Genomic DNA, 24,002 nt, shown 5'->3' with positions numbered 1-24,002 from the left:
ACACTTCCCTGCGCCGGGGCGCGCAGAGATCACCACAGCAGACATCACCACAGCAGACATCACCACTATCACCGAAGGTGCAGGCACAAAAGGTGAAGACAACGAACGTGAAGACCCTGAAGGTCGCACTGCTGGGCTGCGGCAACGTGGGCTCGCAGGTTGCGCGCATCCTGCTCGAGGACGCGGACGCACTGGCCGCCCGCACCGGCGCACGGCTCGAACTTTCCGGTATTGCCGTCCGGACCATCGACGCGCCGCGCGGCGCGGAGCTGCCGCGGGAACTGTTCACCACGGACGCCGCCGCGCTGGTGAAGAGCGCGGACATTGTCATCGAGCTCCTGGGCGGGATCGAACCGGCCCGGACCCTGATTCTGAGCGCCATCGAGCACGGTGCCTGTGTGGTGACGGGCAACAAGGCGCTGCTGGCCGCCGACGGACCGACGCTGTATGAGAAGGCCGATGCCGCCGGCGTCCAGCTTTCCTATGAGGCGGCCGTGGCAGGGGCCATTCCGATCCTGCGTCCCATCCGCGACAGCCTGGCCGGGGATAAGATCACCCGCGTGCTTGGCATTGTCAACGGCACCACGAACTTCATCCTTGATCAGATGGACTCCACCGGTGCGCAGTTCGACGACGCGCTGAAGGAGGCCCAGCGGTTGGGCTACGCCGAGGCGGATCCGACGGCGGACGTCGAGGGCCATGATGCGGCCGCGAAGGCCGCGATCCTGGCCTCGCTGTCATTTCACACCCGATTTGCCCTGGAAAACGTGCACTGCCAGGGCATCAGTTCGGTCACGGCCGCGGACATCGCCGCCGCCAAGGACGCGGGCTTCGTCATTAAACTGTTGGCCATTGCCGAGAAGCTGAGCGTTTCAGCGGCCGACGGTGGCACCGAAGGTGTGTGCGTGCGCGTCCACCCCACGCTGCTGCCGCGTGAACACCCGCTGGCCGCCGTGCGGGGTGCCTTTAATGCGGTGTTCATCGAGGCCGAGTCGGCCGGGGAGCTGATGTTCTATGGTCAGGGCGCGGGCGGAACGCCGACTGCGTCCGCCGTGCTCGGCGACGTCGTCTCGGCGGCGCGCCGTTTGGTGCTCGGTGGTCCCGGGCGGACCGAAACCACCACCGGCCACGTGCCGGCGCTGGGCATCGACGCGGTGCGCACCAGCTACTGCGTCGGCTTGGACGTCGCGGACCAGCCCGGAGTGCTGGCCCGGATCGCGCAGCTTTTTGCGGAGAACCGCGTCTCCATTGAAACAATGCGCCAGACAATCCACCGCGAAGTCCCGGGCGTTACGCCCGGCTCCGCCGAACTGCGGATCGTGACCCATCGCGCCTCCGAGGCCGCGCTGGCGGCAACCGTCCAGGCCATTACCGGCCTGGACATCGTCAATTCTGTAACGAGTGTACTGAGGGTGGAGGGAGTCTGATGGCTCACCAGTGGCGCGGAGTGATCCGTGAATATGCAGAGCGTTTGCCGGTAACCGAGACCACCCGGGTGATCACGCTGGGGGAGGGCGGCACCCCGCTGGTGCACGCCCGGGCGCTGTCGAGGCTGACCGGATCCGAGGTGTATCTCAAGGTCGAGGGGATGAACCCGACCGGCAGCTTCAAGGACCGCGGCATGACCATGGCGATGACGGCGGCCGTCGCGGCCGGCGCCAAGGCAGTAGTCTGCGCGTCTACCGGAAACACCTCGGCGTCGGCGGCCGCGTATGCGACGGCGGCGGGCCTGACCTGCGCGGTGTTGGTCCCGGCGGGCAAAATCTCGATGGGCAAACTCAGCCAGGCGGTAGCCCACGGCGCCACCCTGCTGCAGGTGGACGGCAACTTCGACAACTGCCTTGACGTTGCCCGCAAGCTGGCCGATTCCTACCCGGTGTTCCTGGTCAACTCGGTCAACCCGGCCCGGATCGAGGGCCAGAAGACGGGCGCCTTTGAAGTCGTGGACAGCCTCGGGGATGCCCCGGACATCCACGTCCTGCCGGTCGGCAACGCGGGCAACATCAGCGCGTATTGGAAGGGTTACAAGGAGTATGCCGCTCCCTATGAATCCGCCACCGCCGGCACGCTGCCGGCCGTTTCCACCAAAACCCCGCTCATGTGGGGCTTCCAGGCCGCCGGAGCGGCTCCGTTCGTGGCCGGCCATCCGATCACCGAGCCGGACACCATCGCCACGGCCATCCGGATCGGCAATCCCGCATCCTGGGACCTCGCCGTCGCGGCCCGGGACGAGTCCGGCGGCCTGATCGATTCCGTCACGGACGAGCAGATCCTGCAGGCGCACCGCTGGCTTTCGGCCAAGGAGGGCGTCTTCGTGGAGCCTGCCTCCGCCGCCGGGGTCGCGGGGATCATCAAGAAGCATGCCGCGGGCGAGGTGCCCTCGGGCAAGACGATCGTCATCACGGTCACCGGCCACGGCCTGAAGGATCCGGACTGGGCCCTGAAGAATGCGGACGGAAGCCCGGTCGAGCCGCAGAGTGTGGCGTTCGACGTCGTTACCGTCGCCGCCGCCCTCGGGCTTGACGATGGCGCTGCCTAGCATGGTTGCGGATCACGCATCCGCAGCAGTCGGGAGGGTCATCGGGGCCGGCCAGCGCGTCAGCGTCCGGGTGCCCGCAACGACCGCCAACTTGGGCCCGGGCTTTGACAGCCTGGGTTTGGCGGTGTCGCTTTACGACTCGCTGACGGTTGAAACGCTCGACGGCGGGACGGGCGTTCCCGGTCAGGACCGGTTGTTCTTTGAGCTCAGCGGCGAGGGTGCGGCCGGGCTTCCGCGGGATGCCTCGCACCTGGCCGTGCGCGCCATGGATGCGGCATTCGCCCGGCTGGGTTACCGCCGCGGCGGCCTGAAGATCACCGCTGAGAACGTCCTGCCGCACGGCCGTGGACTTGGCTCCTCCGCCTCGGCGATCGTCGCAGCCGTCACCGCAGCCAACGCGCTGGTCCCGACGGCCGACCAGCAGGACAGACAATGGGTGCTGCAGATGGCCTCGGAGCTGGAAGGGCATCCCGATAACGTGGCGCCGGCCATTTTCGGAGCCGTGGCAATTTCCTGGCAGGAGGGTCCGGTTTACCGGTCCGTCCGCGTCACGCCGTCACCGCGGGTCATCCCGATAGCCGCCGTGCCCGCCGTCGAACTTTCCACCGAAACCGCCCGCGCCATGCTGCCGTCGTCGATCCCGCACCGGAGCGCCGCCGACAATGCTGGACGGGCAGCGCTGCTGATCCACGCGCTCAAGGATGAACCCGCCATGCTGCTGGCCGGCACCGAGGACTTCCTGCACCAGCGGTTCCGCGCCCAAGCCATGACCCGCAGCGCCGAGCTGATGGACGCCCTGCGGGCAGAGGGCTTCGCGGCCTTCATCTCCGGGGCCGGCCCGACGGTGATGACCCTGGCAGATGGTGCCGACGCGGCGCAGCGGGCGGCGGATTTCATTGCCGGGTTTGGCACGACCGGCGGCACGGCTACGGATGACGCGGAGTATTCCGCCGGTATCTGGCGTGTTCTAAGGCTCGATGTTGACTCCGAGGGTGCTAAAGTGGAAGTGCATCGGCGGTAGGAACCGCCTAGCGGATATATGCATCAGTCGGCTGTACAGCTAGTTACTGTACAAACCGGTCACTGTATAAACAGTTACCGGCACAAAGAGTCAGCTGCACACATACCGGGTATTTACCGATGCCACCTTCACAGGCCTGTCGCGGACACCACAGAGTCACTCTATGCGTCACCAGCCCGCTACCGGGCGAAACGATTACAGCCCGAAGGTGTTCCACAACCGACTTTGCCGCTATTTACGGCGGCAGGGAACGGAGACCAGACCACACTGTCCGGGGTGCTTCAAGCGCCTTTGGCCATGGTCTGGGACCAATCACCGCGATCTCAAAGCAGATCGCCCTCGAGGGGGAAGGATCCTTCGTGACAGACACCACAAACCTGACTGCAGGTTTGAGCGATACCGTCAATTCAGCTGATGCAGCACCGGCCAAGAGCAGTGGACTGGCCGGACTTAAGCTGGCGCAGCTTCAGGCACTCGCCGGTCAGCTCGGTATCACCGGCGGTTCCCGGATGCGCAAGGGTGACCTCGTATCCGCGATTTCTGACCATCAGCGGGGCTCGTCCGTGGCGGACCGCGCCGCGAAGCCCGCCGTTGCCGAGACGGCCGGCGCAGCAGAGCGTGAGCCCGGCAAGCGTGCCGGCACACGCAGCAGCCGGAACGGAGCGGCCCAGCATCAGCAGGCGGCCCCCGTCGCCGAGGCAACCGAGGCCGCAACCGTGGGCGAAGCCGCTCCCGAAGCGCAGACCGAAGCCGCCGCCGAGCGCCCGGCCCGTGGCCGTGGCCGCAGCCGCCGCGCCGTGAGCGATGGCGTCATCGCCGCCGGGGCCGAGCAGGCCGGCGCCGCAGCCGAGCCGACGGTACAGGGCGACAGCGACAACACGTCCAACGGCAGGTCATCCAACGGGCGTGCATCCAACGGGCGTGTAGCCGGCGGACGTGCTGCGCAGCACGACGGAGCCGCGCAGAACACCGACACCGCGCAGAACACCGACACCGCGCAGAACACCGACACCGCGCAGAACACCGACACCGCGCAGAACACCGACACCGCGCAGAACACCGACACCGCGCAGAACACCGACACCGCGCAGAACACCGACACCGCGCAGAACACCGACACCGCGCAGAACACCGACACCGCGCAGAACACCGACACCGCGCAGAACACCGACACCGCGCAGAACGAGGGCAACCGCCGTCCCCAGCGCACCCGTAACCGCCGCAACGGCGAGGCCCGCGCCGACGCGCAGGCCGAGGGGCAGAACAGCGCGTCGAAGGCCACCGAGGAACCGGCGCAGCAGCAGGAAAACTCCGCGGCCGATTCCAGCGACGGCGCCGATCAGCGTAACCAGCGCACCGAAACCGGTCAGGACGGCCAGCGCTACCAACGCGGCCAGCGCAACCAGGAGAGCCAGCGCAACCAGGACGGCCAGCGCAATCAGCGCAGTGGCCGTAATGACAACAACCGCAACGAGCAGCGCGGCGACAATGGCCGCGTCGAGCAGCGCGGGGACAATAACCGCGGCGAGCTGCGCAACGACGATGACGACGGATCGCGCAACAGCCGCAACCGCCGTACCCGTCGGGACCGCAACGACCGTTCCGGCGGCCAGGACAGCAGCCCGCGCAATGACCGTTTCCGTGACCGTAATGATCGGAACGACCGCAATGAGCGGCGCCGCGGCCGCAGCCAGGGACCGGACTTCGACGATGTTGAGGTGACCGAGGACGACGTGCTGCTGCCCGTCGCCGGCATCCTGGACCTGCTCGACAGCTACGCATTCGTGCGGACCTCCGGGTACCTGCCGGGTTCCAACGACGTCTATGTCTCCCTTGCGCAGGTGAAGAAGTACAACCTGCGCAAGGGCGACGCCGTCGTCGGCGCTATCCGGGCACCTCGCGAAGGCGAGGACCGCAGCCAGAACACGGGTCAGAGCGCACGTCAGAAGTTCAACGCTCTGGTCCGCGTGACCAGCGTGAACGGCAAGACACCGGAGGAGCTCAAGGACCGCGTCGAGTTCTCCAAGCTGGTTCCGCTGTACCCGTCCGAGCGACTGCGCTTGGAAACGGACCCCAAGAAGATTGGCCCCCGCGTCATCGACCTGGTCGCCCCAATCGGCAAGGGGCAGCGCGGACTGATCGTCTCCCCGCCGAAGGCCGGAAAGACGCTCATCCTGCAGGCAATCGCCAACGCCATCACCATAAATAATCCTGAGGTCCACCTCATGATGGTGCTGGTGGACGAGCGTCCGGAAGAAGTCACCGACATGCAGCGCACCGTCAAGGGTGAGGTCATTGCCTCCACCTTCGACCGTCCCTCCGGTGACCACACGCAGGTTGCCGAGCTCTCCATCGAGCGCGCCAAGCGCCTGGTGGAAATGGGCATGGACGTGGTGGTGCTGCTGGATTCGATGACCCGACTGGGCCGCGCGTACAACAACTCCGCACCGTCGTCCGGACGCATCCTCTCCGGTGGTGTCGACGCTGCCGCGCTGTACCCGCCGAAGCGTTTCTTCGGTGCGGCACGCAACATCGAAAACGGCGGCTCGCTGACCATTTTGGCCACGGCACTGGTGGAAACCGGTTCCAAGGCCGACGAGGTCATCTTCGAGGAGTTCAAGGGCACCGGCAACATGGAGCTGCGTCTGTCCCGCCAGCTGGCGGACAAGCGCATCTTCCCGGCCGTGGACGTGAACGCCTCCGGTACCCGCCGCGAGGAAAACCTGCTGTCCCCGGACGAGGTCAAGATCATGTGGAAGCTGCGCCGGGTCCTGTCCGGACTCGAGCAGCAGCAGTCGCTTGAATTGCTGATGTCCAAGATGCGTGAAACTCAGTCAAACGTTGAGTTCCTCATGCAGGTGCAGAAGACGACGCTGGGTGCGCGCTCCGACGACGACAAATAGTTAGTGCCTAAGCCGCCTCCGTTGTGATGGGGACTATCACCCCATCACAACTACGGCGGCTTTGTCATGGCCGCCGCCGACCGGCGTCAAAGACTGACCACATTACGGGAGCACTGAGCACCTATTCCCGGCGTGTTGGCAGGAATCGCCGGGACGGCCGGTTGGATGGTGGTCAAACTTTAACACGGCGGCCACCGTCGTCGTCGTTTTTGTACTCAGTCGTCGTCATTAGACTCAGGTGTGAGTCGAAAGAGGTTTGAATATGTTTGAATCCATCCAGGGGCTTTTGGATGAGCACGCGGAACTCCAGTTGCGCCTGAGTGATCCCGCAGTGCACGCGGATCAGGGGCTTGCGCGGAAGCTGGGCCGGCGCTACGCGGAGCTGAGCGGTATTGTCGAGGGCTATCACCAGGTGGAGACCCTCACCGACGATCTCGCCGCAGCGAAGGAGATGGCTGACGAAGACGCGGAGTTCGCTGCCGAGGTTCCCGTCCTGGAAGAGGCGCTGCTGGGCGCTCAGGAAAAACTGCGCCGGCTGCTGATTCCGCGGGATCCCGATGATGCCCGTGATGTGATTCTTGAGGTTAAGGCCGGCGAGGGCGGAGACGAGTCGGCGCTGTTCGCCGCGGATCTGGTCCGGATGTATACCCGTTATGCGGAGAACCGGGGGTGGAAGACCGAAATCATTTCCGCCACCGAGTCAGATCTGGGCGGCTATAAGGACATTTCGATCGCCGTCAAGGGACGGTCGAATGATCCGGCCGAGGGCGTTTTCGCGCGGCTCAAGTTTGAAGGCGGCGTGCACCGGGTCCAGCGGGTGCCCGTCACCGAGTCGCAGGGACGCATCCACACGTCCGCCGCCGGCGTGCTGGTTCTGCCCGAGGTGGACGAGCCCGAGGAGGTCGCGATCAGCCAGAACGATCTGAAGATCGATGTTTACCGTTCCTCCGGCCCCGGAGGTCAGTCGGTTAACACCACGGACTCCGCCGTCCGCATTACGCACCTTCCCACCGGTATTGTGGTGGCGATGCAGAACGAGAAGTCCCAGCTGCAGAACCGCGAGGCCGGCATGCGTGTGCTCCGGGCTCGAATCCTGGCTCACCAGCAGGCTATCGTAGACGCCGAAAACTCCGCGGTCCGCAAGTCCCAGATCAGGACGATGGACCGGTCCGAACGGATCCGGACCTACAACTATCCGGAAAACCGCATCGCTGACCACCGGACCGGCTACAAGGCCTACAACCTGGACCAGGTGATGAACGGGGACTTGGAACCCGTAGTGCAGTCGGCCATCGAGATGGACGAGCAGGCGCGGCTGGACGCCATCGGCGAGTAAATGCCGGCGGACAACGCGGATATCCCGGAGCAGGCCGCCAGCCCGGTGGACGCGACCCGGGCTGGTAACCCCCTGGACGCGACCCGGGTCGGCGACGCAGTCGACGCGGCCCGGGACTGGCAGGAGACCAAGGCGCCAGCCCGGACTTCGGCGGGTAAACACCCTCCGGAGCCTCAGCGCACGCTGGCCCAAGCGGTCGCCGAGGCCACCGCGGTACTCAGTGCTGCCGGCGTTCCCTCGCCTCGAGTTGACGCCGAGCTGCTGGCGGATCATCTGCTGGGAGTCGGCCTCGGGAGGCTCCGTGCCCTGCTGCTCGGGGATGCCCCCGAGCCGAATAACTATTGGGCACTGGTCGAGCAACGGGCTCGGCGGGTTCCGCTGCAGCATCTGACGGGCACGGCGTACTTCCGCCACCTTGAATTAGCCGTGGGGCCTGGGGTCTTTATCCCGCGCCCGGAGACGGAATCTGTGGTGCAGCTGGCCGTGGACCGGCTGGCAGAAGTGCTGGCGCAAGCGTCGAGTGCAACGGGGTCATACGGCTCAAGTGAAGCACGTGGCCCCGGCGCGCCGGGTGGGCGAGACGTGCAGGACTCACCGGACATGCCCGGCGCGCCGGTGGTCGTCGATCTGGGCACGGGATCCGGAGCCATCGCAGGATCGGTGGCATATGAGGTCCCCCGGGCGCGGGTATACGCCGTCGAACTGAGCGCCAAGGCCTACGCCTTCGCGCAGCGGAACCTGGCCGCGCTCCCGGTGTCGCTCGTCCAAGGCGATCTGCGCACAGCCTTTCCGGAGCTGGACGGTCGGTGTGAGGTGGTGGTGTCCAACCCGCCGTACATCCCCGCGGGCGCGGTTCCGCGCGAGCCCGAGGTTGCCAACCATGATCCGCAGCTTGCCCTCTACGGCGGCGGCGCTGACGGCATGGAACTGCCCGCGGCCGCGACCGCCACAGCGGCGCGGCTGCTCAAACCGGGCGGATACTTTGTGCTGGAACACGCGGAAGGTCAGGCGGAGCAGATGGCATCCCTGCTGGCGGCTTCCGGTTGCTGGATTGACATCCGCACCCACCGCGACCTGAACGGCCGGGACCGCGCCACCAGCGGAGTCCGGAGCGCAGGCACCGGGGAACGGCGATGATGATGAAAGAATGGCTACGTGAGCACCACATCCTATAACTGCACCTCCAATGAACAGCGCGCGGAGGGACTGGCCCACGCGCAAAAGGCGATCGCCGCCAAGCAGGTTGTTGTCATGCCCACGGACACCGTCTACGGGATCGCCGCGGACGCGTTTTCCCCGCAGGCGGTTGCCACCTTGCTGGCGGCGAAGGGTCGCGGCCGTTCCATGCCGCCGCCGGTGCTGATTCCGCGGCTGAACACGATGGACGGGCTCGCGGCGGACGTTCCCGCGGATGCCCGCAAGCTCGCAGAGCACTTCTGGCCCGGCGGCCTCACGCTGATTTGCCATTCGCAGCCGTCCCTGACCTGGGACTTGGGTGACACGATGGGCACCGTTGCCCTGCGCATGCCCGACGACAAACTCGCCTTGGATCTGCTGACCATTACCGGTCCGCTGGCGGTTTCGTCGGCCAACCGGACGGGGCAGGCCGCGGCACAGACAGCGTCGGAAGCCCGGGTCCAGCTGGCTGAATCAGTGGAGGTCTACCTGGAGGCCGGTTTCAGGCCACTCGAGGGTACCGAGCCGCTGCCATCGACCATCGTTGACGCGACCGCGGAGGTTTTGCGCGTGGTGCGGGCCGGGGCTATCTCCTTGGAGCGGCTGCGCGAGGTTGTGCCGTCCGTTGTTGGGCTGGGTGAGGAGCCGGTGACGGCCGACGGTGCGGAGCCGGTGACGGCCGACGACGGCGCAGAGCCGGTGACGGCAGACGACGCAGAACCTGTGGCCGAAGCCGCGGCAGTCCCGCTAGCCGACGCCGCGGTACCGGCGGTGCCGGAAAGCCCGGTAGGGCTGGACACTCCCGTGGAGCTTGAAGGCGCTGCCGGGGGAGAAACACACGTCGAACCGAAAGGCGCTGCCGTACCGAACGCCCCAACGGGGCCGGAATCACCGGGGACCGAGACGGAGCCATTTGTGGTGTAGGAACCTCAGTCGGACGAGCTGACCGGACTTGCCGCTGTTGCCGTGGGCGCACGTGTTGCCGTGGCCGACGCTGTCATGCCACCGGTGCAGCCTTCCGCTGCCGGCGATGCGTCTCGGTCGCCTGCCGGGCAACGGCTGCCGCCGGCGGATGAGGAAGCAATCCCACGGCCGACGGCTCCTCGGTAACGCTCAGGCGGTCACGGGTAAAGCACAATTGCAGGTCCCGGCCCCCGCTACAGCGTTTCGGCGGTAAAGCAAGCCGGCGCGACGATCGAACTCACCGGTATCGGTGTGGTGCCGGGCAGGCTGAAAAAAGTCCCGGGTTAGACTGATTACCGGTGACCGAAACGATGCTACCGGCCCGTTGGCGGCCGTTCGCTTTCAGGGAAGGCGTCAGGGGGTTCCCTCGGCCAGCCGGGATGACCGATTTTGGACGGCTGGAAGGTATTTGACGAGGAATGAATTCCCCGTATCTCGGCGTGGATGAGCCGCGCGTTGTTGCTGTAGTAGTCAGCTACAACCGCAAGGAGCTCCTCGCCAAAACACTCGACGGTATTGCCACCGGTTCGCTGCTGCCGGATGTGGCGGTGGTCGTCGACAACGCGTCCACGGATGGCTCGGCCGGCTTCGTCCGCGACGCTGAACTGCCCTACCCGGTGGATCTGCTGGAACTGTCGAAGAATCTCGGGGGAGCGGGCGGGTTTACCGCCGGAATCGAACGCGCCGTGATCAAGCATGCAGCGGATCTTGTCTGGGTCATGGACGATGATACGGAGCCGCAGGAGGAATCCCTGCGCGCACTGGTGAATGCGTGGCTGGACTATTCGCCAGCTCCCGAACGTAGACCGTCCTTGGTGGCCAGCCGTGTGGTCTGGGTGGACGGGCGCGATCATCCGATGAATTCGATGCGCCAGCGGCTCGGCGCGACGGCGGCGCAAATACGGGCCGCTGCGCGGGTCCGGGCAAAACCGATCCGCTCCGCGTCATTTGTTTCCGCGATGATGAGCGGTTCGGCGATCCGTCAGGCAGGACTGCCGCTTGCGGACTACTTCATTTGGAACGATGACTTTGAATTCACCAGCAGGCTGGCCCGGTTCGGTGATGCGATCCAGGTCCCGGCATCGCGGGTGATCCATCACACGGCGAAATTCGGCAGCTCCGACGTTGATCCCGGACCGCGTTTTTACTACGACGTCCGCAATAAACTCTGGACATTCAGCCGCTCAAGGTCGCTGGCCGGCTGGGAGAAGTTCCTTTACCTCGGTGCCACCGTCCGCATGTGGGTCGGGGCGATTTCCCGCTCCGGGAACCGCCGGGTCCTGCTCGACGGACTGGCCCGCGGACTGCGCGACGCCGCCCGACCGCCCCGGCCCAACAGGGAGGTCTTCGCCGGAATCTACCCGATTTCGGAGCTGCCCGGTGAGGCCGGATCCGTGCCACAACCCCTGCAGCAGGAGAAACAACCCCTGCAGCAGGACCAAAAACCCCTGCAAGAGGGACAGCCGACCGGGACCTTGGCAGCTGAACTTCCCTTCACACTGTTGATGCCGGTCTACGCAGGTGACTCCGCGGAGCGCTTCCGCCGGGCCTTTGACTCCAGCAGTTGGCAGCAGAATATGCCGCCGCACGAGGTCGTGGTTGTCCAGGACGGGCCGGTGGACGCTGAGCTTGCGGTGGTCCTGGATGGACTCGCCGCCGGGTCCCGGATCCCGGTCAAGCGAATTGTCCTCGCGGAGAACGCCGGCCTGACCGCCGCGCTGTCGATCGGTCTGACGCACTGCAGCCATGACATCGCGGCCCGGGCCGATGCGGATGATGTCTCCTTGCCGCAGCGTTTTGAGCGTCAGCTGCCGCTCATTGCCGCCGGTGCCGACCTCGTCGGGGCGGGCATGCAGGAGGTCGGAGACAGCGAATCGGACCTGCTGGCGCTGCGCACGGTGGCCGTTGGCCGGACCGCCATCCGGCGGGCTGCCATAATGCGTAACCCGATCAACCACCCGACGGCGGTCTTCCGGATATCCGCGGCTCAGCGGGTGGGCGGCTACCAGCACGTCCCGCAGGCTGAGGATTACTGGTTGTGGATGCGGATGCTGGCAGCCGGTGCCAACGTGGAAAATGTCAACGAACCGTTGGTGCTGTACCGGGTGAGCGCCGGGTCATACGAACGACGCGGCGGCCCCGCTGTCTTCCGGGCTGAACTGGCCCTGCAGTCCAGACTCTTTGCGGCCGGCTACACGTCCCGGTTCCAGTACCTGCGCAACATTGCCGTGCGTGGCGGGTACCGGTTCCTGCCGACAGCGTGTCGGAGGGGAGCCTACCGGCGCTTGATTGCCGGAGCGGCCCGTCCGCATGCATGACGGCCACACCAGTACCACGGATGCCGACAGGCCCCGGCCCGCTGCGCAGCCAGACCGACCATTGGATGTACTTTTAGAAGGGTGGTCCGGCACCGATCCGGCAGCAGCGCTTCCCGGGGTAGTAGGAGGAGGCGGTTCTATGTGCCACCAGAAGGATGGGAAAAGAGCGTGAGTGTGGTCAGCGACAGTAAATCCGACGGCAGGCCGGCGCTATGGTTATGGTCCCAGTTTGCGCTGGATTCCCTGGCCTGGGTGGTGGCCATCGCGTTGGCCCTGCTGCTGCGGTACGAGCTTGATGTCACGCTGATCCACGTCGGCGGCACGGTCATGTTGATGATTGTGGCCATCGTGACACAGCTGGTCGCGGGCTGGACCTTGGCGCTGTACCGCGGCAGATATGCCTTCGGCAGTTTTCATGAGGCCAGGATTCTTGTCGTCGTCACCCTGATCGTGGCGGCAGTGATGTTCATTTTCCTGTACCTGCTGGTCAGTGAAATCCACATCGCGCGCAGCGTCGGTGCCATCGCTTTCCCCTTTGCCTGTCTGTTTATGGCCGCCATCCGGTATTTGAAGCGGCTCTATGTGGAGGGCAAATCCAAACCTGGTGAGGGTACCCAGAAAACGCTGGTCTACGGTGCCGGTTTCCTCGGTAATTCCCTGATTAACCGTATGCTCCAGGATCAGGAGTCGCCGTACTTCCCGGTTGGCCTGATCGATGACGACGCCGGCAAAAAGCATTTGCGGCTCTCCTCGGTTTCTGTGCTGGGCCGGGGCGAGGACCTGCCCGACGTCATCCGCCGGACGAAGGCGACGGTGCTGGTGCTGGCCTTCGCGCATGTGGAGGCCGCCAAGGTGCGGGAGATCTCCGACGCCGTCGCCGGGCTGCACATCCGGGTGCTGGTGCTGCCGCCGTTGAAGGACATGCTCGCAGGGGACAATGCGGGGCTGTCGGATTTCCGTGAAATTGATGTCGCGGACCTGATCGGCCGGCGTCCGGTGGACATCAAGCTGGATCAGATCGCCGGCTACGTGGCCGGCAAGCGGGTGCTCGTCACCGGTGCCGGTGGATCGATCGGCTCCGAATTGTGCCGCCAGCTCTCCGGCTTCAGCCCTGCGGAACTGATCATGCTGGACCATGATGAAACCGGTCTGCAGCATACCCAGATTTCCATTTCCGGCCACGGCCTGCTCAACGGCAAGGACACCGTGCTGGCCGATATCCGCGACCCGGAGGCCTTGAACCGGATCTTCCGTGAACGCCGTCCGGAGGTGGTCTTCCACGCCGCCGCGCTCAAGCACGCGCCGCTGCTGCAGCAGTACCCGGAGGAGGGCTGGAAAACCAACACATTGGGTTCGCTTAACGTGCTCCGCGCGGCACAGTCCGTGTCGGTGCAGACCTATGTCAACGTCTCCACCGACAAGGCAGCAAGTCCAACGACGGCGCTGGGCCACTCCAAGCGGGCGGCAGAAAAGCTGACGGCCTGGATGGCGCAGCAGACCGGTCGGCGGTACGTTTCTGTGCGCTTCGGCAACGTGATCGGCAGCCGGGGTTCCATGCTGCCGCTCTTCACCGAGCAGATCAAAGCCGGCGGTCCGGTCACGGTCACGCATCCGGACGTGACCCGCTTTTTCATGACGATTCCCGAGGCTTGCCAGCTCGTGATCCAGGCCGGTGCCATCGGCCACGGCGGCGACGTGCTGATCCTTGACATGGGCGAGCCGGTGAAAATTCTGGACGTGGCGCAGCGGATGATCTCGATGTCCGGCAAGGACATCGAGATTGTCTACACCGGGCTGCGCCCCAGTGAGAAGATGCACGAACAGCTGGTCGGCATGGGTGAGGATGATGCCAAACCCCTGCATCCGAAGATTTCCCACACCACTGCCGTTCCGCTGGCTCCCGAGGTCCTCAGCCTGGACACCTGGCTGCGGCGCTGCAGGCTGGAGTCCGGACCGGCAGCCGAGGAGCTGGACGAGTCCGACGACGATCTGGCAGCGGGGGCATAGTGGCCGTCCTGGTTGCGGCGCTTGCACTGGCCCTGAGTCTGCTGCTGCCCTTGGCGGTCAAGCCCTGGCTGCTGCGGCGCGGCGTGCTCGACATCCCCTCGGACAGGTCGTCGCACAGCATCCCCACCATCCGCGGCATGGGCATCACAGTTGCCGGGGCACTGGCCGCGGCGATGATTGCGGCCCTTTTTGCGCCGCTGGACCCGGCTGACCGCGTTACCCTGCTGGTGGCCCTGGCCGTGATGGTGGCCGCGGCGACCATCGGCTGGATCGAGGATCTGCGCGGGCTGGGCGTGCGGATCCGGGCCGCCCTTCAGCTGGGCCTGGGCCTGGTTTCCACCGCGGCTCTGGCCACGGTGGCGCCCGGACACGCCTTCTGGTGGATCCCGGCCGGCGCCATCGCCGTGGCTGCCTACATCAACGTTGCCAACTTCATGGACGGAATCAACGGCATCTCCGGCCTGCACGGCCTGGTGGTCGGGGTGTTCTATGCCCTGGCCGGACACTTCACTGGGCACGACTGGCTGGTTTACGCGGGGCTGGCCATCGGCGCGGCGTTCGCTGGATTTCTGCCCTGGAACCTGGGCCGGGGTGCCGTGTTCCTCGGGGATGTGGGCAGCTATCTGCTGGGCGCCGCGGTTTCCGTGACCGCCGTCGCGGCGTTCCTGGCGGGCGTTTCGGTGGAGTACATCTTCTCGCCCGTGCTGATCTATCTGGCGGACACCTTCGTCACGCTGATCCGGCGAATTGCCGCGGGGGAGCGCTGGTACGCGCCGCACCGCCAGCACGCCTACCAGCGGCTGACCATCGTGGGGCTCAGCCATCTGCAGGCGACGGCCGTCGTCACGGCCGCCACAGTGGCGACCGGCATCCTCGGAGTGCTGGCAGCCAGGGGTGGCGCGGCGGCGTCGGTGCCGATGGGGATTCTCTGCGCTGTCGTCGTCCTGCTGTATCTGCGCACGCCCACGATTTTTCAGCGGATTATCCGCCGCCGCGCGGCTGCGCAGGGGTAGCATGAGATCCTGTCCGCCGGCCGGCAGCACCAGAGCGACGGCGAAGCCGTTGTGCGGGCAGTCGCTGAGCCGGAAGCAGTTGTGCCGGAAGCCGTTGAGTCGGCTGTCGTTGCGCGGGCATCAGTTCTATCTCGTGTAGAATTTCAAGCGGTGCAAAAACGCCGCCTGTTTCGCTGGCTTCCAGCCCAAAGCCTGAAGAGAATTGGTTTTTTCATGAACGACTCCAGTGCCACCGGCGGCCAAGTGCCCCCGGGCCGGATCGTTGTCTCCGGACCCACCTCGTCCCCGTGGCTGCGCATCCTGGCATATTGCTCGGTGTCCGCCGTGGCGGTCGTCGTCATCCTGACGGCCGTCTCCGCCGTCACCAGCGGGGGAATGGGGGTGCTCAGCGTACTCTTCGGGGCGGCAGTCGTGGTGCTTTTCTTCGCCATCAGTTTATTGGTGGGTCACTTCGTAGGTCGAAAAAACCCCTCGGGAGCCATCGGCGTTTTTCTCGTCACTTATCTCGTCAAGGTTGTCGGCTTCGCCGCGGTGCTGTTTTTTTTCGGTGCCCCCGGCTGGCTGAACGGCACGTGGTTCTTTATTGCCGCCGTCGTAATTGTCCTTGTCTGGCAGGCGACCGAAGTTTTCGCCTTCAGCCGCACCCGCCACCAGCTCTACAATGATCCCGCGCCCCACCGCGCCGGGACTCTCGCTGCCGATAACAGGAGTACGCCGGAGGACGGGCAAAGTGTCTAAACACCATCGCAGCCACGGCGTGGACGGCCGCGCCGGGGAGCGGGTCTCGGTCGCTTCGTCGGGCACCACCGATCCCGCCGGCAACGGCGGGTACAACGCCGGACTGGCCGTTTTCAGCTACGTACTTGGCGGAACCCTCGTCTGGAGTTTGATAGGGTGGGGATTGGATAATGCGCTGGGAACCAACTGGTTCGTTCTGGCCGGAGCCTTCGTAGGTCTGGCCGGCGGTTTCTATCTGTCCTTCGCTCGCCGCCTCCTCCGCAACCGCACCAATGATGCTGCCGGAACGCAGCCGGTCGAGGGCACAAAGAAATCTGAGCAGCCGTAATGCCACAAGTTTTCACTATCACCGGGGGTAACGGTGCGGCCGCAGGCCCGCTTCCCCGGCCCATGCCCGAGTACGGACCCTGCAGAGAGGAAACGCGTTGATCGCGCTTACGCTCCCCGCCCAAGAGGGTGGATCGTTCAACCCGCCCGGCGTCAACAGCCACTTGGCACCGCTCTTCACCATCGGAGATTTCGAGTTCACCAAGCAGATGCTGCTGGTCCTCCTGTCCGTTGCCCTGATCTCCTGGTTCTTTGTGGCCGCGGCACGGCAGGGCAAACTTGTCCCGGGGAAACTGCAGTTCGCCGGCGAAGTGGGTTACAACTTTGTTCGCAACTCGGTGGCCAAGGATGTGATCGGCGGCAAGGACTTCATGAAGTACGTGCCGCTGCTGTTCTCGCTGTTCTTCTTCATCCTGATCAACAACATTTACGGCGCCATTCCGCTCATCCAGTTGCCCAGTTTCTCGCATGTCGGTGGAGCCTATTTCCTCGCGGCACTTGTCTACGTGATCTGGATCGGCGTCGGCATCAAGGCGAACGGTCTTCGTTACCTGAAACTGGCCGTTGTGCCCTCGGGCGTGCCGTGGTACATTCTGCCGCTGGTGGTTCCGATCGAAATCATCTCCAACTTCCTGGTCCGCCCGATGACGCACAGCCTGCGTTTGTTCGCGACCATGCTGGCCGGACACCTGATCGTGCTGATTGCTGGCTCCGGCATTGAATTCCTCATCATGCAGGAAAGTGTATTGATGAAGGGTGCCTCAGTCCTGGTGCTCGCCGGATCGATAGCGATGTACATGCTTGAAGCATTGATCATGGTGCTGCAGGCGTACGTTTTTGTCCTGCTCACGGCGATCTACATTGAGGGCGCTGTCCACGCGGACACGCACTGACTTTCCAGCATTCCCCCCGGGGGATAAATCGAACCAAACAACCTGCCTGCGGGCATCTTGAAAGGAACTTTTATGAACGGCACAATCAACGGCTCGATCAACCTCGTCGGCTACGGCCTTTCCGCGATCGGTGGAGCCATCGGTGTGGGTCTGGTGTTCGCGGCCTACATCAATGGTGTGGCGCGCCAGCCGGAAGCTCAGCGCGTACTGCAGCCCATCGCCTTCCTTGGCCTGGCCTTGACCGAAGCCCTCGCCATCCTCGGCCTCGTGTTCGCGTTCGTTCTCAAGTAAAGAGACAGCAACACTTCATTCGCGAGTAGATAGGACGGGCGAAATATGAAAAACCTCATGATTTCCGCCGCCTCTGAAGCGGCTGCCGAGAATCCCCTGGTGCCTAACGGGTGGGAAATCCTGGTTGTTGCCGTGGGCTTCGCGGTCCTCATGTTCATCGTGTTCAAATTTGTTGTACCGATGTTCGAGAAGACCTTCGCCGAGCGCACGGAAGCCATCGAAGGCGGCATTGCCAAGGCCGAGAAAGCACAGGCCGAGGCAACCGCGGCGCTGAGTGAATACAAGCAGCAGCTCACGGACGCCCGCGCCGAAGCCAATCGCATCCGCGAGGAAGCCCGTGCCGAGGGTGCCCGGATTCTGGCCGATCTCAAGGACAAGGCTGCGGCCGAGTCCGCCCGCATCACGGAGCAGGCACAGGTGGCCATCGCCGCCGAGCGTCAGGCTGCCGTCGTGTCCCTGCGGGCCGAGGTTGGCACGCTGGCAACGACGCTTGCCGGCCGCATTGTGGGCGAGTCGCTCAACGACGACGAGCGTTCCACCCGAGTGGTCGACCGTTTTCTGGCGGACCTTGAAGAGCAGAGCACGCCGACGCAAAACGCAGGTGCAGTCCAGTAATGGCAGGTGTATCGAGCGAATCGCTGACCACGGCGCTGGCCGAATTGGAGGTGCAGCTTCCAACCGGCTCGCTGGCGTTGGCGCAGGAGCTTTTCGGCGTCCTCGGTGCGGTCGACAGCTCGGCCGGTCTGCGGCGCGCGCTGACGGATCCGTCCCGGAGCGGTGCTTCGAAGTCGGCACTGGTCGCCGAGTTGGTCAACGGCAAGGTCTCCGCGCAGGCGGGCGATATTGTCGGCAAGCTTGCGGCATCGCGCTGGGCGGCTGCCCGTGACATCGGCGATGCACTCGAAACCGTGGCCGCAACCGTGGCCATTGCCGTTGCGGAAAACCGGACGGGAGCCGCAGTTTCCGGTGCCCCGGCTGCAGGCGGATCTGCCTCCGGTGGCGCCGCTTCCGGCCTCACCGGGCTGGAGCGTTTGGAGAACGACTTGTTCGCCTTCAACCAGACCGTTGAATCAAGCCACGAGGTGCAGCGGGCACTGGCGGAGCCGCAGGCGAGTGATGCAGCTAAAACCGCGTTGGCTCTGAAGCTGGTTCCTGCTGCAGGCGAGGAAGCCCGGACGTTGATCAGCCAGGCCATAGTGAATCCACGCGGGGTCAAGGTCACGAAGCTCATTGAGCGCTTCGCTGGCCTGGCTGCGCGGCGTCAGCAGCGCTGGATTGCCAACGTCAGCGTGAGCCGCGCCTTGACGGCGCAGCAGACCGACCGGCTGCAGGCGGGCCTCAACGGCCTTTACGGCCGTGAGCTGAAGATCAACACCATCGTTGATCCGACGCTGATCGGTGGAGTACGCGTGCGGGTGGGGGATGAAGTAGTGGATGCTTCGGTAATCTCCCGGCTCGGCGAGCTTCGCCGCCAGCTGGCCGGCTAGGCACCAACAGCAAGAGACGAAACCGACCGTCGGTCATCTGAGCCGCACCGGTCAAAGCTAGGTCATCGTGAACAAACGGTGATCGCGAAATAGGAGAGCAGGGACTGCAGATGGCCGAATTGACCATCAACGCCGACGACGTCCGTAATGCGTTGAACGAGTTTGCGGCGTCCTACGAGCCTGGCAACGCCGAGCGCGTTGAAGTTGGCCGAGTAACCTCGGCCGGCGATGGCATCGCCCGTGTGGAGGGTCTTCCCTCCGTCATGGCCAACGAGCTGCTGCGCTTTGAGGACGGAACGCTGGGGCTGGCCCAGAACCTTGACGTACGCGAAATCGGCGTCATTGTTCTTGGTGACTTCGCCGGCATCGAAGAGGGCCAGGAGGTTCACCGTACCGGTGAGGTTCTGTCCGTACCCGTCGGCGACGGGTTCCTGGGCCGCGTTGTTGACCCGCTGGGCGTCCCGATTGATGACCTGGGCGAGATACAGGCCGAGGGACGGCGCGCACTGGAGCTGCAGGCTCCCGGCGTAACACAGCGCAAGTCGGTCCACGAACCGATGCAGACCGGTCTCAAGGCGATCGACGCCATGATTCCGATCGGCCGCGGCCAGCGTCAGCTGATCATCGGGGACCGCCAGACGGGTAAGTCGGCGATCGCCATTGACACGATCATCAACCAGAAGGCCAACTGGGCCTCCGGGGACGTGCAGAAGCAGGTCCGCTGCATCTACGTGGCCATCGGCCAGAAGGCGTCCACCATTGCCGCGGTGCGGCAGACCCTTGAGGACAACGGAGCGCTGGAGTACACCACCATCGTCGCCTCCCCGGCGTCCGACCCGGCCGGCTTTAAGTACTTGGCCCCGTATGCAGGCTCGGCCATCGGCCAGCACTGGATGTACGGCGGCAAGCACGTCCTGATCGTCTTCGATGACCTGTCCAAGCAGGCCGAGGCCTACCGCGCCGTGTCGCTGCTGCTGCGCCGTCCGCCGGGCCGCGAGGCCTACCCGGGCGATGTGTTCTACCTGCACTCCCGCCTGCTGGAGCGTTGTGCCAAGCTCTCCGACGAGCTCGGCGCCGGTTCCATGACGGGCCTGCCGCTGATCGAGACGAAGGCGAACGACGTCTCCGCCTACATCCCGACCAACGTTATCTCCATCACCGACGGCCAGATCTTCCTGCAGTCGGACCTCTTCAACGCCAACCAGCGGCCCGCCGTGGACGTCGGTGTCTCCGTCTCCCGGGTGGGCGGCGCTGCGCAGGTGAAGTCGATGAAGAAGGTTTCCGGAACGTTGAAGCTGGACCTGGCCCAGTACCGCGACATGCAGGCATTCGCCATGTTTGCCTCGGACCTGGACGCCGCATCACGCCAGCAGCTGACCCGCGGAGCGCGGCTGATGGAACTGCTCAAGCAGGGCCAGTACTCGCCGTTCCCGATCGAGGACCAGGTGGTCTCCATCTGGGCCGGCACCAAGGGTTACCTCGATGATGTCCCGGTGGAGGACGTTCGCCGCTTCGAAGCCGAGTTCTTGGAGCACCTGCGGCACAGCTCGTCGGTGCTGACCACATTGGCGCAGACCAATGTGCTCGACGACGACACCGCCGAAGCGCTGAAGACCTCCATTGTGGAGTTCAAGAAGGGTTTCTTCGGCGAGGGCGACGACCGCCTGGTGGGTGCCGGACATGAGGAGCACGACGCACTGTCAGGCTCCGACGTTGACCAAGAGAAAATCGTCAAGCAGAAGCGCTGATTTCATTCGCTGATTGAGCCTGTCGGAACCCTTGAGCGGTTTCGACAGGCTCAACCACCGGGAGCACAGGAAAGGAAGACTATGGGAGCCCAGATCCGGGTCTACCGCCAGAAGATCACCTCGACCACGTCGATGCGCAAGATCTTCAAGGCGATGGAACTGATCGCCACCTCGCGCATCGGCAAGGCCCGTGCACGTGTGGCATCTTCCCTGCCGTACGCGAACGCCATCACCCGCGCGGTTTCGGCTGTGGCATCACAGTCCGAAATTGATCACCCGCTGACCACCGAACCGGAACAGATCCGCCGTGCCGCCGTCGTCATTGTGACGTCGGACCGCGGCCTTGCCGGTTCCTACTCCGCGAGCGTGCTCAAACAGGCCGAGGCTCTGACCGAGCTGCTGACCGCCGAGGGCAAGGAAATCCAATACTTCCTGATCGGACGCAAGGCACAGGCCTACTTCGACTTCCGCGGGCGGGAATTCGAGCGGGTCTGGACCGGTGGCACCGATGCGCCGGAGTTCAAGACAGCGCAGGACGTCGGAGCCGCCGTCCTGAAGGCCTTCGCGACGGACTATGAGAAGGGTGGCGTGGACGAGATCCATGTCGTTTCCACCCGCTTCCAGTCCATGGTTGTGCAGGTTCCCACCGTGGTGCGTCTGCTGCCCCTTGAGGTCGTGGAGGAACAGGCATCCACCGCCGAGGATCTGTTGCCGCTGTACGAGTTCGAGCCGGAGACGGAACGGGTGCTCGATGCGTTGCTTCCCCGGTACATCGAATCCCGTATCTTCAACGCATTCCTGCAGGCAGCGGCCAGCGAGCTTGCCGCCCGCCAGCGGGCCATGAAGTCCGCCGGTGACAACGCGACCGATCTGATCAAGAAGTACACGCGACTGCGTAACACAGCCCGCCAGGGCGAAATCACCCAGGAGCTGTCCGAGATTGTGGCGGGTGCGGACGCGTTGAACGCGTCCTGACACCGCAGCGACCGGAGCCAGGTTCCGACCCGTTAGACTTAACCCCACGCCATCTACTGATTGAAGCGAGAGAGATGACTGTCACCAGCACAGAAAAGGTAGCCTCCAAGGCCCGTGCTACCGGGCGCATTGCCCGCGTTATCGGCCCCGTTGTCGACGTCGAATTCCCCTCGGACGCAATCCCGGGAATCTACAACGCCCTGACCACCTCGGTAACCCTCGACGGCGTTACCCGCACCATCACCTTCGAGACCGCGCTGCACCTGGGTGACAATCTCGTCCGCGCCATCTCCCTGCAGGCCACCGACGGCCTGGTCCGCGGGACCGCCGTCGTGGATACAGGTTCCCCCATCACCGTGCCCGTGGGCGACGGCGTCAAGGGCCATATCTTCAACGTGCTCGGCGAGCCGCTGGATGTGGATGCCTCAGAGCTGAGCATCACCGAGCGCTGGCCAATTCACCGCAAGGCTCCCGCCTTCGCGACCCTTGAGGGTTCGACGGAGATGCTGGAAACCGGCATTAAGGTCATCGACCTGCTGACCCCGTACATCAAGGGTGGAAAGATCGGCCTGTTCGGCGGTGCCGGTGTGGGTAAGACGGTGCTGATCCAGGAAATGATCACTCGTGTGGCCCGCAACTTCGGCGGTACCTCCGTCTTCGCCGGTGTCGGCGAGCGTACCCGTGAGGGCAACGACCTCTGGGTGGAGATGGAGGAAGCCGGCGTTCTCAAGGACACCGCGCTGGTTTTCGGCCAGATGGATGAGCCGCCGGGAACGCGCCTCCGCGTGGCGCTTTCCGCGCTGACCATGGCGGAGTACTTCCGCGATGTGCAGAACCAGGACGTGCTGCTTTTCGTGGACAACATCTTCCGCTTCACGCAGGCCGGTTCCGAGGTGTCCACCCTGCTGGGCCGGATGCCGTCCGCCGTGGGTTACCAGCCGAACCTTGCCGACGAGATGGGTCTGCTCCAGGAGCGCATTACGTCCACCAAGGGTCACTCGATCACGTCGATGCAGGCCATTTATGTCCCCGCGGACGACTACACCGACCCGGCCCCGGCTACCACGTTCGCCCACCTGGATGCGACCACGGAACTTTCCCGTGAAATCGCTTCGCGTGGACTGTACCCGGCCGTGGATCCGCTGAGCTCCACGTCCCGCATCCTTGACCCGCAGTACATCGGTCACGACCATTACAACACGGCTGTACGCGTGAAGCAGATCCTGCAGAAGAACAAGGAACTCCAGGACATCATCGCCATCCTCGGTGTTGATGAGCTCTCCGAGGAAGACAAGATCGTGGTGGCGCGCGCGCGCCGCATCCAGCAGTTCCTCTCGCAGAACACGTACACGGCCAAGCAGTTCACCGGCGTCGAAGGGTCCACGGTCTCGATCAAAGACACCATCGAGGGCTTCAACGCGATCTGCAACGGCGACGTGGACCACATTGCCGAGCAGGCGTTCTTCAACATCGGTGGCATGGATGATGTCGAGCGTCAGTGGGCAGCGATCCAGGAATCGACCAAGTAAGATGGCTCAACTTGAGGTTGAAATCGTTGCGGCGGACCATTTCGTCTGGTCCGGCGCAGCGAAGATGGTCAAGGGCCGCACCAGCGACGGCGAGATCGGAATCCTGCCGGGACACGCTCCGCTGCTGGCTATTCTGGCCGAAGGTGAACTGGCAATCGAGCCGGTTGACGGCGCCCGGATCTCCGTGACCGTTGACGGCGGGTTCTTCTCGGTGGACACCGACCGGGTCGTCATCGTTGCTGATAACGCTCAGTTGGAAGACTCAGCCGGTTCAGCCAACGCGGGGATCCGATAGCTTCCGGCAGATGAACGATCCTGGGACCACGTTCATCGCCATCGCAGCGCTTTTCCTGCTGTTTGTTTTTGTCCTGTGCCTGTTCGGGGTGCGCCGCTTCCAACTGCAGCGCGCACTGGGCACGGTAGACGCCTCCATTTGCTCGCCGGGAGACCGGTGGCAGATGGGGGTTTGTCGTTATCAGGATGCGGACCTGGAATGGTTCCGGCTGCTGTCCTTGAGCCCGCGGGCGCGGTACAGTTTCCGGCGCAGCTCGATCGTGCTGTTGGGGCGCCGGCAGCCCACTGAATCCGAGCGCATTAAGGTACAGCCCGACGTCGTCATCGTCACCTTGAGCTACGAGGGCCGGGAAATGCTGATGGCCATGAAGTTCGACGCCTACGCCGGCCTGTCGTCCTGGCTGGAAGCCGGCCCAGTCATAGGCATCGGAACCTGGCGGTAGT

Annotated in this window: 21 protein-coding genes; all 21 read left to right on the top strand. The window is 64.7% G+C overall.

What is annotated here, in order from left to right:
• Positions 1 to 107: 107 nt before the first annotated feature.
• The 21 genes from ACLLJI_RS13875 to ACLLJI_RS13775 all read left to right on the top strand — a co-directional run bounded on the left by ACLLJI_RS13875 (position 108) and on the right by ACLLJI_RS13775 (position 24,001).
• A complete protein-coding gene (locus tag ACLLJI_RS13875; protein WP_434621535.1) occupies positions 108 to 1,427 on the top strand; it encodes a homoserine dehydrogenase in 1,320 nt (439 codons plus the stop codon).
• Positions 1,427 to 2,539 (top strand): threonine synthase, encoded by a 1,113-nt coding sequence (thrC, locus tag ACLLJI_RS13870; protein ID WP_434613231.1) that lies wholly within the window; start codon positions 1,427 to 1,429, stop codon positions 2,537 to 2,539. Before ACLLJI_RS13875 ends, thrC begins: the two co-directional genes overlap by 1 nt.
• Before the next feature lies 1 nt (position 2,540).
• Positions 2,541 to 3,560: a homoserine kinase gene (gene thrB / locus ACLLJI_RS13865; protein ID WP_434613228.1), complete on the top strand. Its 1,020-nt coding sequence runs from the start codon at positions 2,541 to 2,543 to the stop codon at positions 3,558 to 3,560.
• A 359-nt stretch (positions 3,561 to 3,919) separates the two neighbouring features.
• Positions 3,920 to 6,463, top strand: coding sequence for a transcription termination factor Rho (gene rho, locus ACLLJI_RS13860; protein WP_434613225.1), 2,544 nt, complete (start codon positions 3,920 to 3,922; stop codon positions 6,461 to 6,463).
• Positions 6,464 to 6,725: 262 nt separating this feature from the next.
• Complete coding sequence (prfA, locus tag ACLLJI_RS13855) at positions 6,726 to 7,799, top strand: peptide chain release factor 1 (protein ID WP_434613222.1); 1,074 nt, start codon at positions 6,726 to 6,728, stop codon at positions 7,797 to 7,799.
• Positions 7,800 to 8,936 (top strand): peptide chain release factor N(5)-glutamine methyltransferase, encoded by a 1,137-nt coding sequence (gene prmC / locus ACLLJI_RS13850; RefSeq protein ID WP_434613219.1) that lies wholly within the window; start codon positions 7,800 to 7,802, stop codon positions 8,934 to 8,936.
• A gap of 18 nt (positions 8,937 to 8,954) precedes the next feature.
• On the top strand, positions 8,955 to 9,899 hold the full coding sequence (locus ACLLJI_RS13845) for an L-threonylcarbamoyladenylate synthase (protein ID WP_434613216.1): 945 nt from the start codon (positions 8,955 to 8,957) through the stop codon (positions 9,897 to 9,899).
• A 458-nt stretch (positions 9,900 to 10,357) separates the two neighbouring features.
• A complete protein-coding gene (locus ACLLJI_RS13840; RefSeq protein ID WP_434613213.1) occupies positions 10,358 to 12,256 on the top strand; it encodes a glycosyltransferase in 1,899 nt (632 codons plus the stop codon).
• 168 nt (positions 12,257 to 12,424) lie between these two features.
• Complete coding sequence (locus ACLLJI_RS13835) at positions 12,425 to 14,263, top strand: polysaccharide biosynthesis protein (protein WP_434613210.1); 1,839 nt, start codon at positions 12,425 to 12,427, stop codon at positions 14,261 to 14,263.
• Positions 14,263 to 15,276, top strand: a complete 1,014-nt coding sequence (locus ACLLJI_RS13830) for an MraY family glycosyltransferase (RefSeq protein ID WP_349361727.1) — start codon at positions 14,263 to 14,265, stop codon at positions 15,274 to 15,276. Before ACLLJI_RS13835 ends, ACLLJI_RS13830 begins: the two co-directional genes overlap by 1 nt.
• Positions 15,277 to 15,489: 213 nt before the next feature.
• Entirely contained in the window at positions 15,490 to 16,014 is a 525-nt protein-coding gene (locus tag ACLLJI_RS13825; RefSeq protein ID WP_283561049.1) for a hypothetical protein, read from the top strand.
• Complete coding sequence (locus ACLLJI_RS13820; RefSeq protein ID WP_434613205.1) at positions 16,007 to 16,342, top strand: AtpZ/AtpI family protein; 336 nt, start codon at positions 16,007 to 16,009, stop codon at positions 16,340 to 16,342. Before ACLLJI_RS13825 ends, ACLLJI_RS13820 begins: the two co-directional genes overlap by 8 nt.
• 97 nt (positions 16,343 to 16,439) lie before the next feature.
• Positions 16,440 to 17,234, top strand: a complete 795-nt coding sequence (gene atpB / locus ACLLJI_RS13815) for a F0F1 ATP synthase subunit A (protein ID WP_283561047.1) — start codon at positions 16,440 to 16,442, stop codon at positions 17,232 to 17,234.
• 72 nt (positions 17,235 to 17,306) lie between these two features.
• Positions 17,307 to 17,525: an ATP synthase F0 subunit C gene (gene atpE, locus ACLLJI_RS13810; RefSeq protein WP_196398210.1), complete on the top strand. Its 219-nt coding sequence runs from the start codon at positions 17,307 to 17,309 to the stop codon at positions 17,523 to 17,525.
• A gap of 45 nt (positions 17,526 to 17,570) precedes the next feature.
• Positions 17,571 to 18,140 carry a F0F1 ATP synthase subunit B gene (locus ACLLJI_RS13805; protein ID WP_283561046.1) on the top strand — a complete coding sequence of 190 codons (570 nt, stop codon included), beginning with the start codon at positions 17,571 to 17,573 and terminating at the stop codon, positions 18,138 to 18,140.
• Positions 18,140 to 19,012, top strand: a complete 873-nt coding sequence (gene atpH, locus ACLLJI_RS13800; protein ID WP_434613200.1) for an ATP synthase F1 subunit delta — start codon at positions 18,140 to 18,142, stop codon at positions 19,010 to 19,012. The genes ACLLJI_RS13805 and atpH overlap by 1 nt, the downstream gene beginning before the upstream one ends.
• A 110-nt stretch (positions 19,013 to 19,122) precedes the next feature.
• A complete protein-coding gene (gene atpA, locus ACLLJI_RS13795) occupies positions 19,123 to 20,760 on the top strand; it encodes a F0F1 ATP synthase subunit alpha (protein ID WP_434613198.1) in 1,638 nt (545 codons plus the stop codon).
• A gap of 81 nt (positions 20,761 to 20,841) precedes the next feature.
• On the top strand, positions 20,842 to 21,735 hold the full coding sequence (locus ACLLJI_RS13790) for a F0F1 ATP synthase subunit gamma (RefSeq protein WP_283561043.1): 894 nt from the start codon (positions 20,842 to 20,844) through the stop codon (positions 21,733 to 21,735).
• A 74-nt stretch (positions 21,736 to 21,809) separates the two neighbouring features.
• The gene (gene atpD / locus ACLLJI_RS13785; RefSeq protein WP_283561042.1) at positions 21,810 to 23,264 is read left to right on the top strand and encodes a F0F1 ATP synthase subunit beta; all 1,455 of its coding nucleotides are present in this window, start codon (positions 21,810 to 21,812) and stop codon (positions 23,262 to 23,264) included.
• 1 nt (position 23,265) lies between these two features.
• Complete coding sequence (locus ACLLJI_RS13780) at positions 23,266 to 23,559, top strand: F0F1 ATP synthase subunit epsilon (protein WP_434613194.1); 294 nt, start codon at positions 23,266 to 23,268, stop codon at positions 23,557 to 23,559.
• A 10-nt stretch (positions 23,560 to 23,569) separates the two neighbouring features.
• A complete protein-coding gene (locus ACLLJI_RS13775; protein ID WP_283561040.1) occupies positions 23,570 to 24,001 on the top strand; it encodes a DUF2550 domain-containing protein in 432 nt (143 codons plus the stop codon).
• Position 24,002: the final 1 nt, after the last annotated feature.

This window comes from Arthrobacter sp. A5 (assembly GCF_051131705.1).
In the GTDB taxonomy this organism is placed as follows: domain Bacteria; phylum Actinomycetota; class Actinomycetes; order Actinomycetales; family Micrococcaceae; genus Arthrobacter_M.
Note: the sequence above shows the minus strand (reverse complement) of the source record. Positions and strands in the feature narration are given on the sequence as shown.

Excerpts from the sequence above, each read along its gene's own strand:
- prfA (WP_434613222.1), top strand. The coding sequence starts at position 6,726 with ATGTTTGAATCCATCCAGGGGCTTTTGGATGAGCACGCGGAACTCCAG.
- ACLLJI_RS13805 (WP_283561046.1), top strand. The coding sequence starts at position 17,571 with ATGAAAAACCTCATGATTTCCGCCGCCTCTGAAGCGGCTGCCGAGAAT.
- ACLLJI_RS13790 (WP_283561043.1), top strand. The coding sequence starts at position 20,842 with ATGGGAGCCCAGATCCGGGTCTACCGCCAGAAGATCACCTCGACCACG.
- atpH (WP_434613200.1), top strand. The coding sequence starts at position 18,140 with ATGGCAGGTGTATCGAGCGAATCGCTGACCACGGCGCTGGCCGAATTG.
- thrB (WP_434613228.1), top strand. The coding sequence starts at position 2,541 with ATGGTTGCGGATCACGCATCCGCAGCAGTCGGGAGGGTCATCGGGGCC.
- ACLLJI_RS13840 (WP_434613213.1), top strand. The coding sequence starts at position 10,358 with ATGAATTCCCCGTATCTCGGCGTGGATGAGCCGCGCGTTGTTGCTGTA.
- ACLLJI_RS13780 (WP_434613194.1), top strand. The coding sequence starts at position 23,266 with ATGGCTCAACTTGAGGTTGAAATCGTTGCGGCGGACCATTTCGTCTGG.
- ACLLJI_RS13775 (WP_283561040.1), top strand. The coding sequence starts at position 23,570 with ATGAACGATCCTGGGACCACGTTCATCGCCATCGCAGCGCTTTTCCTG.
- atpE (WP_196398210.1), top strand. The coding sequence starts at position 17,307 with ATGAACGGCACAATCAACGGCTCGATCAACCTCGTCGGCTACGGCCTT.
- atpA (WP_434613198.1), top strand. The coding sequence starts at position 19,123 with ATGGCCGAATTGACCATCAACGCCGACGACGTCCGTAATGCGTTGAAC.
- ACLLJI_RS13825 (WP_283561049.1), top strand. The coding sequence starts at position 15,490 with ATGAACGACTCCAGTGCCACCGGCGGCCAAGTGCCCCCGGGCCGGATC.
- atpD (WP_283561042.1), top strand. The coding sequence starts at position 21,810 with ATGACTGTCACCAGCACAGAAAAGGTAGCCTCCAAGGCCCGTGCTACC.
- prmC (WP_434613219.1), top strand. The coding sequence starts at position 7,800 with ATGCCGGCGGACAACGCGGATATCCCGGAGCAGGCCGCCAGCCCGGTG.
- thrC (WP_434613231.1), top strand. The coding sequence starts at position 1,427 with ATGGCTCACCAGTGGCGCGGAGTGATCCGTGAATATGCAGAGCGTTTG.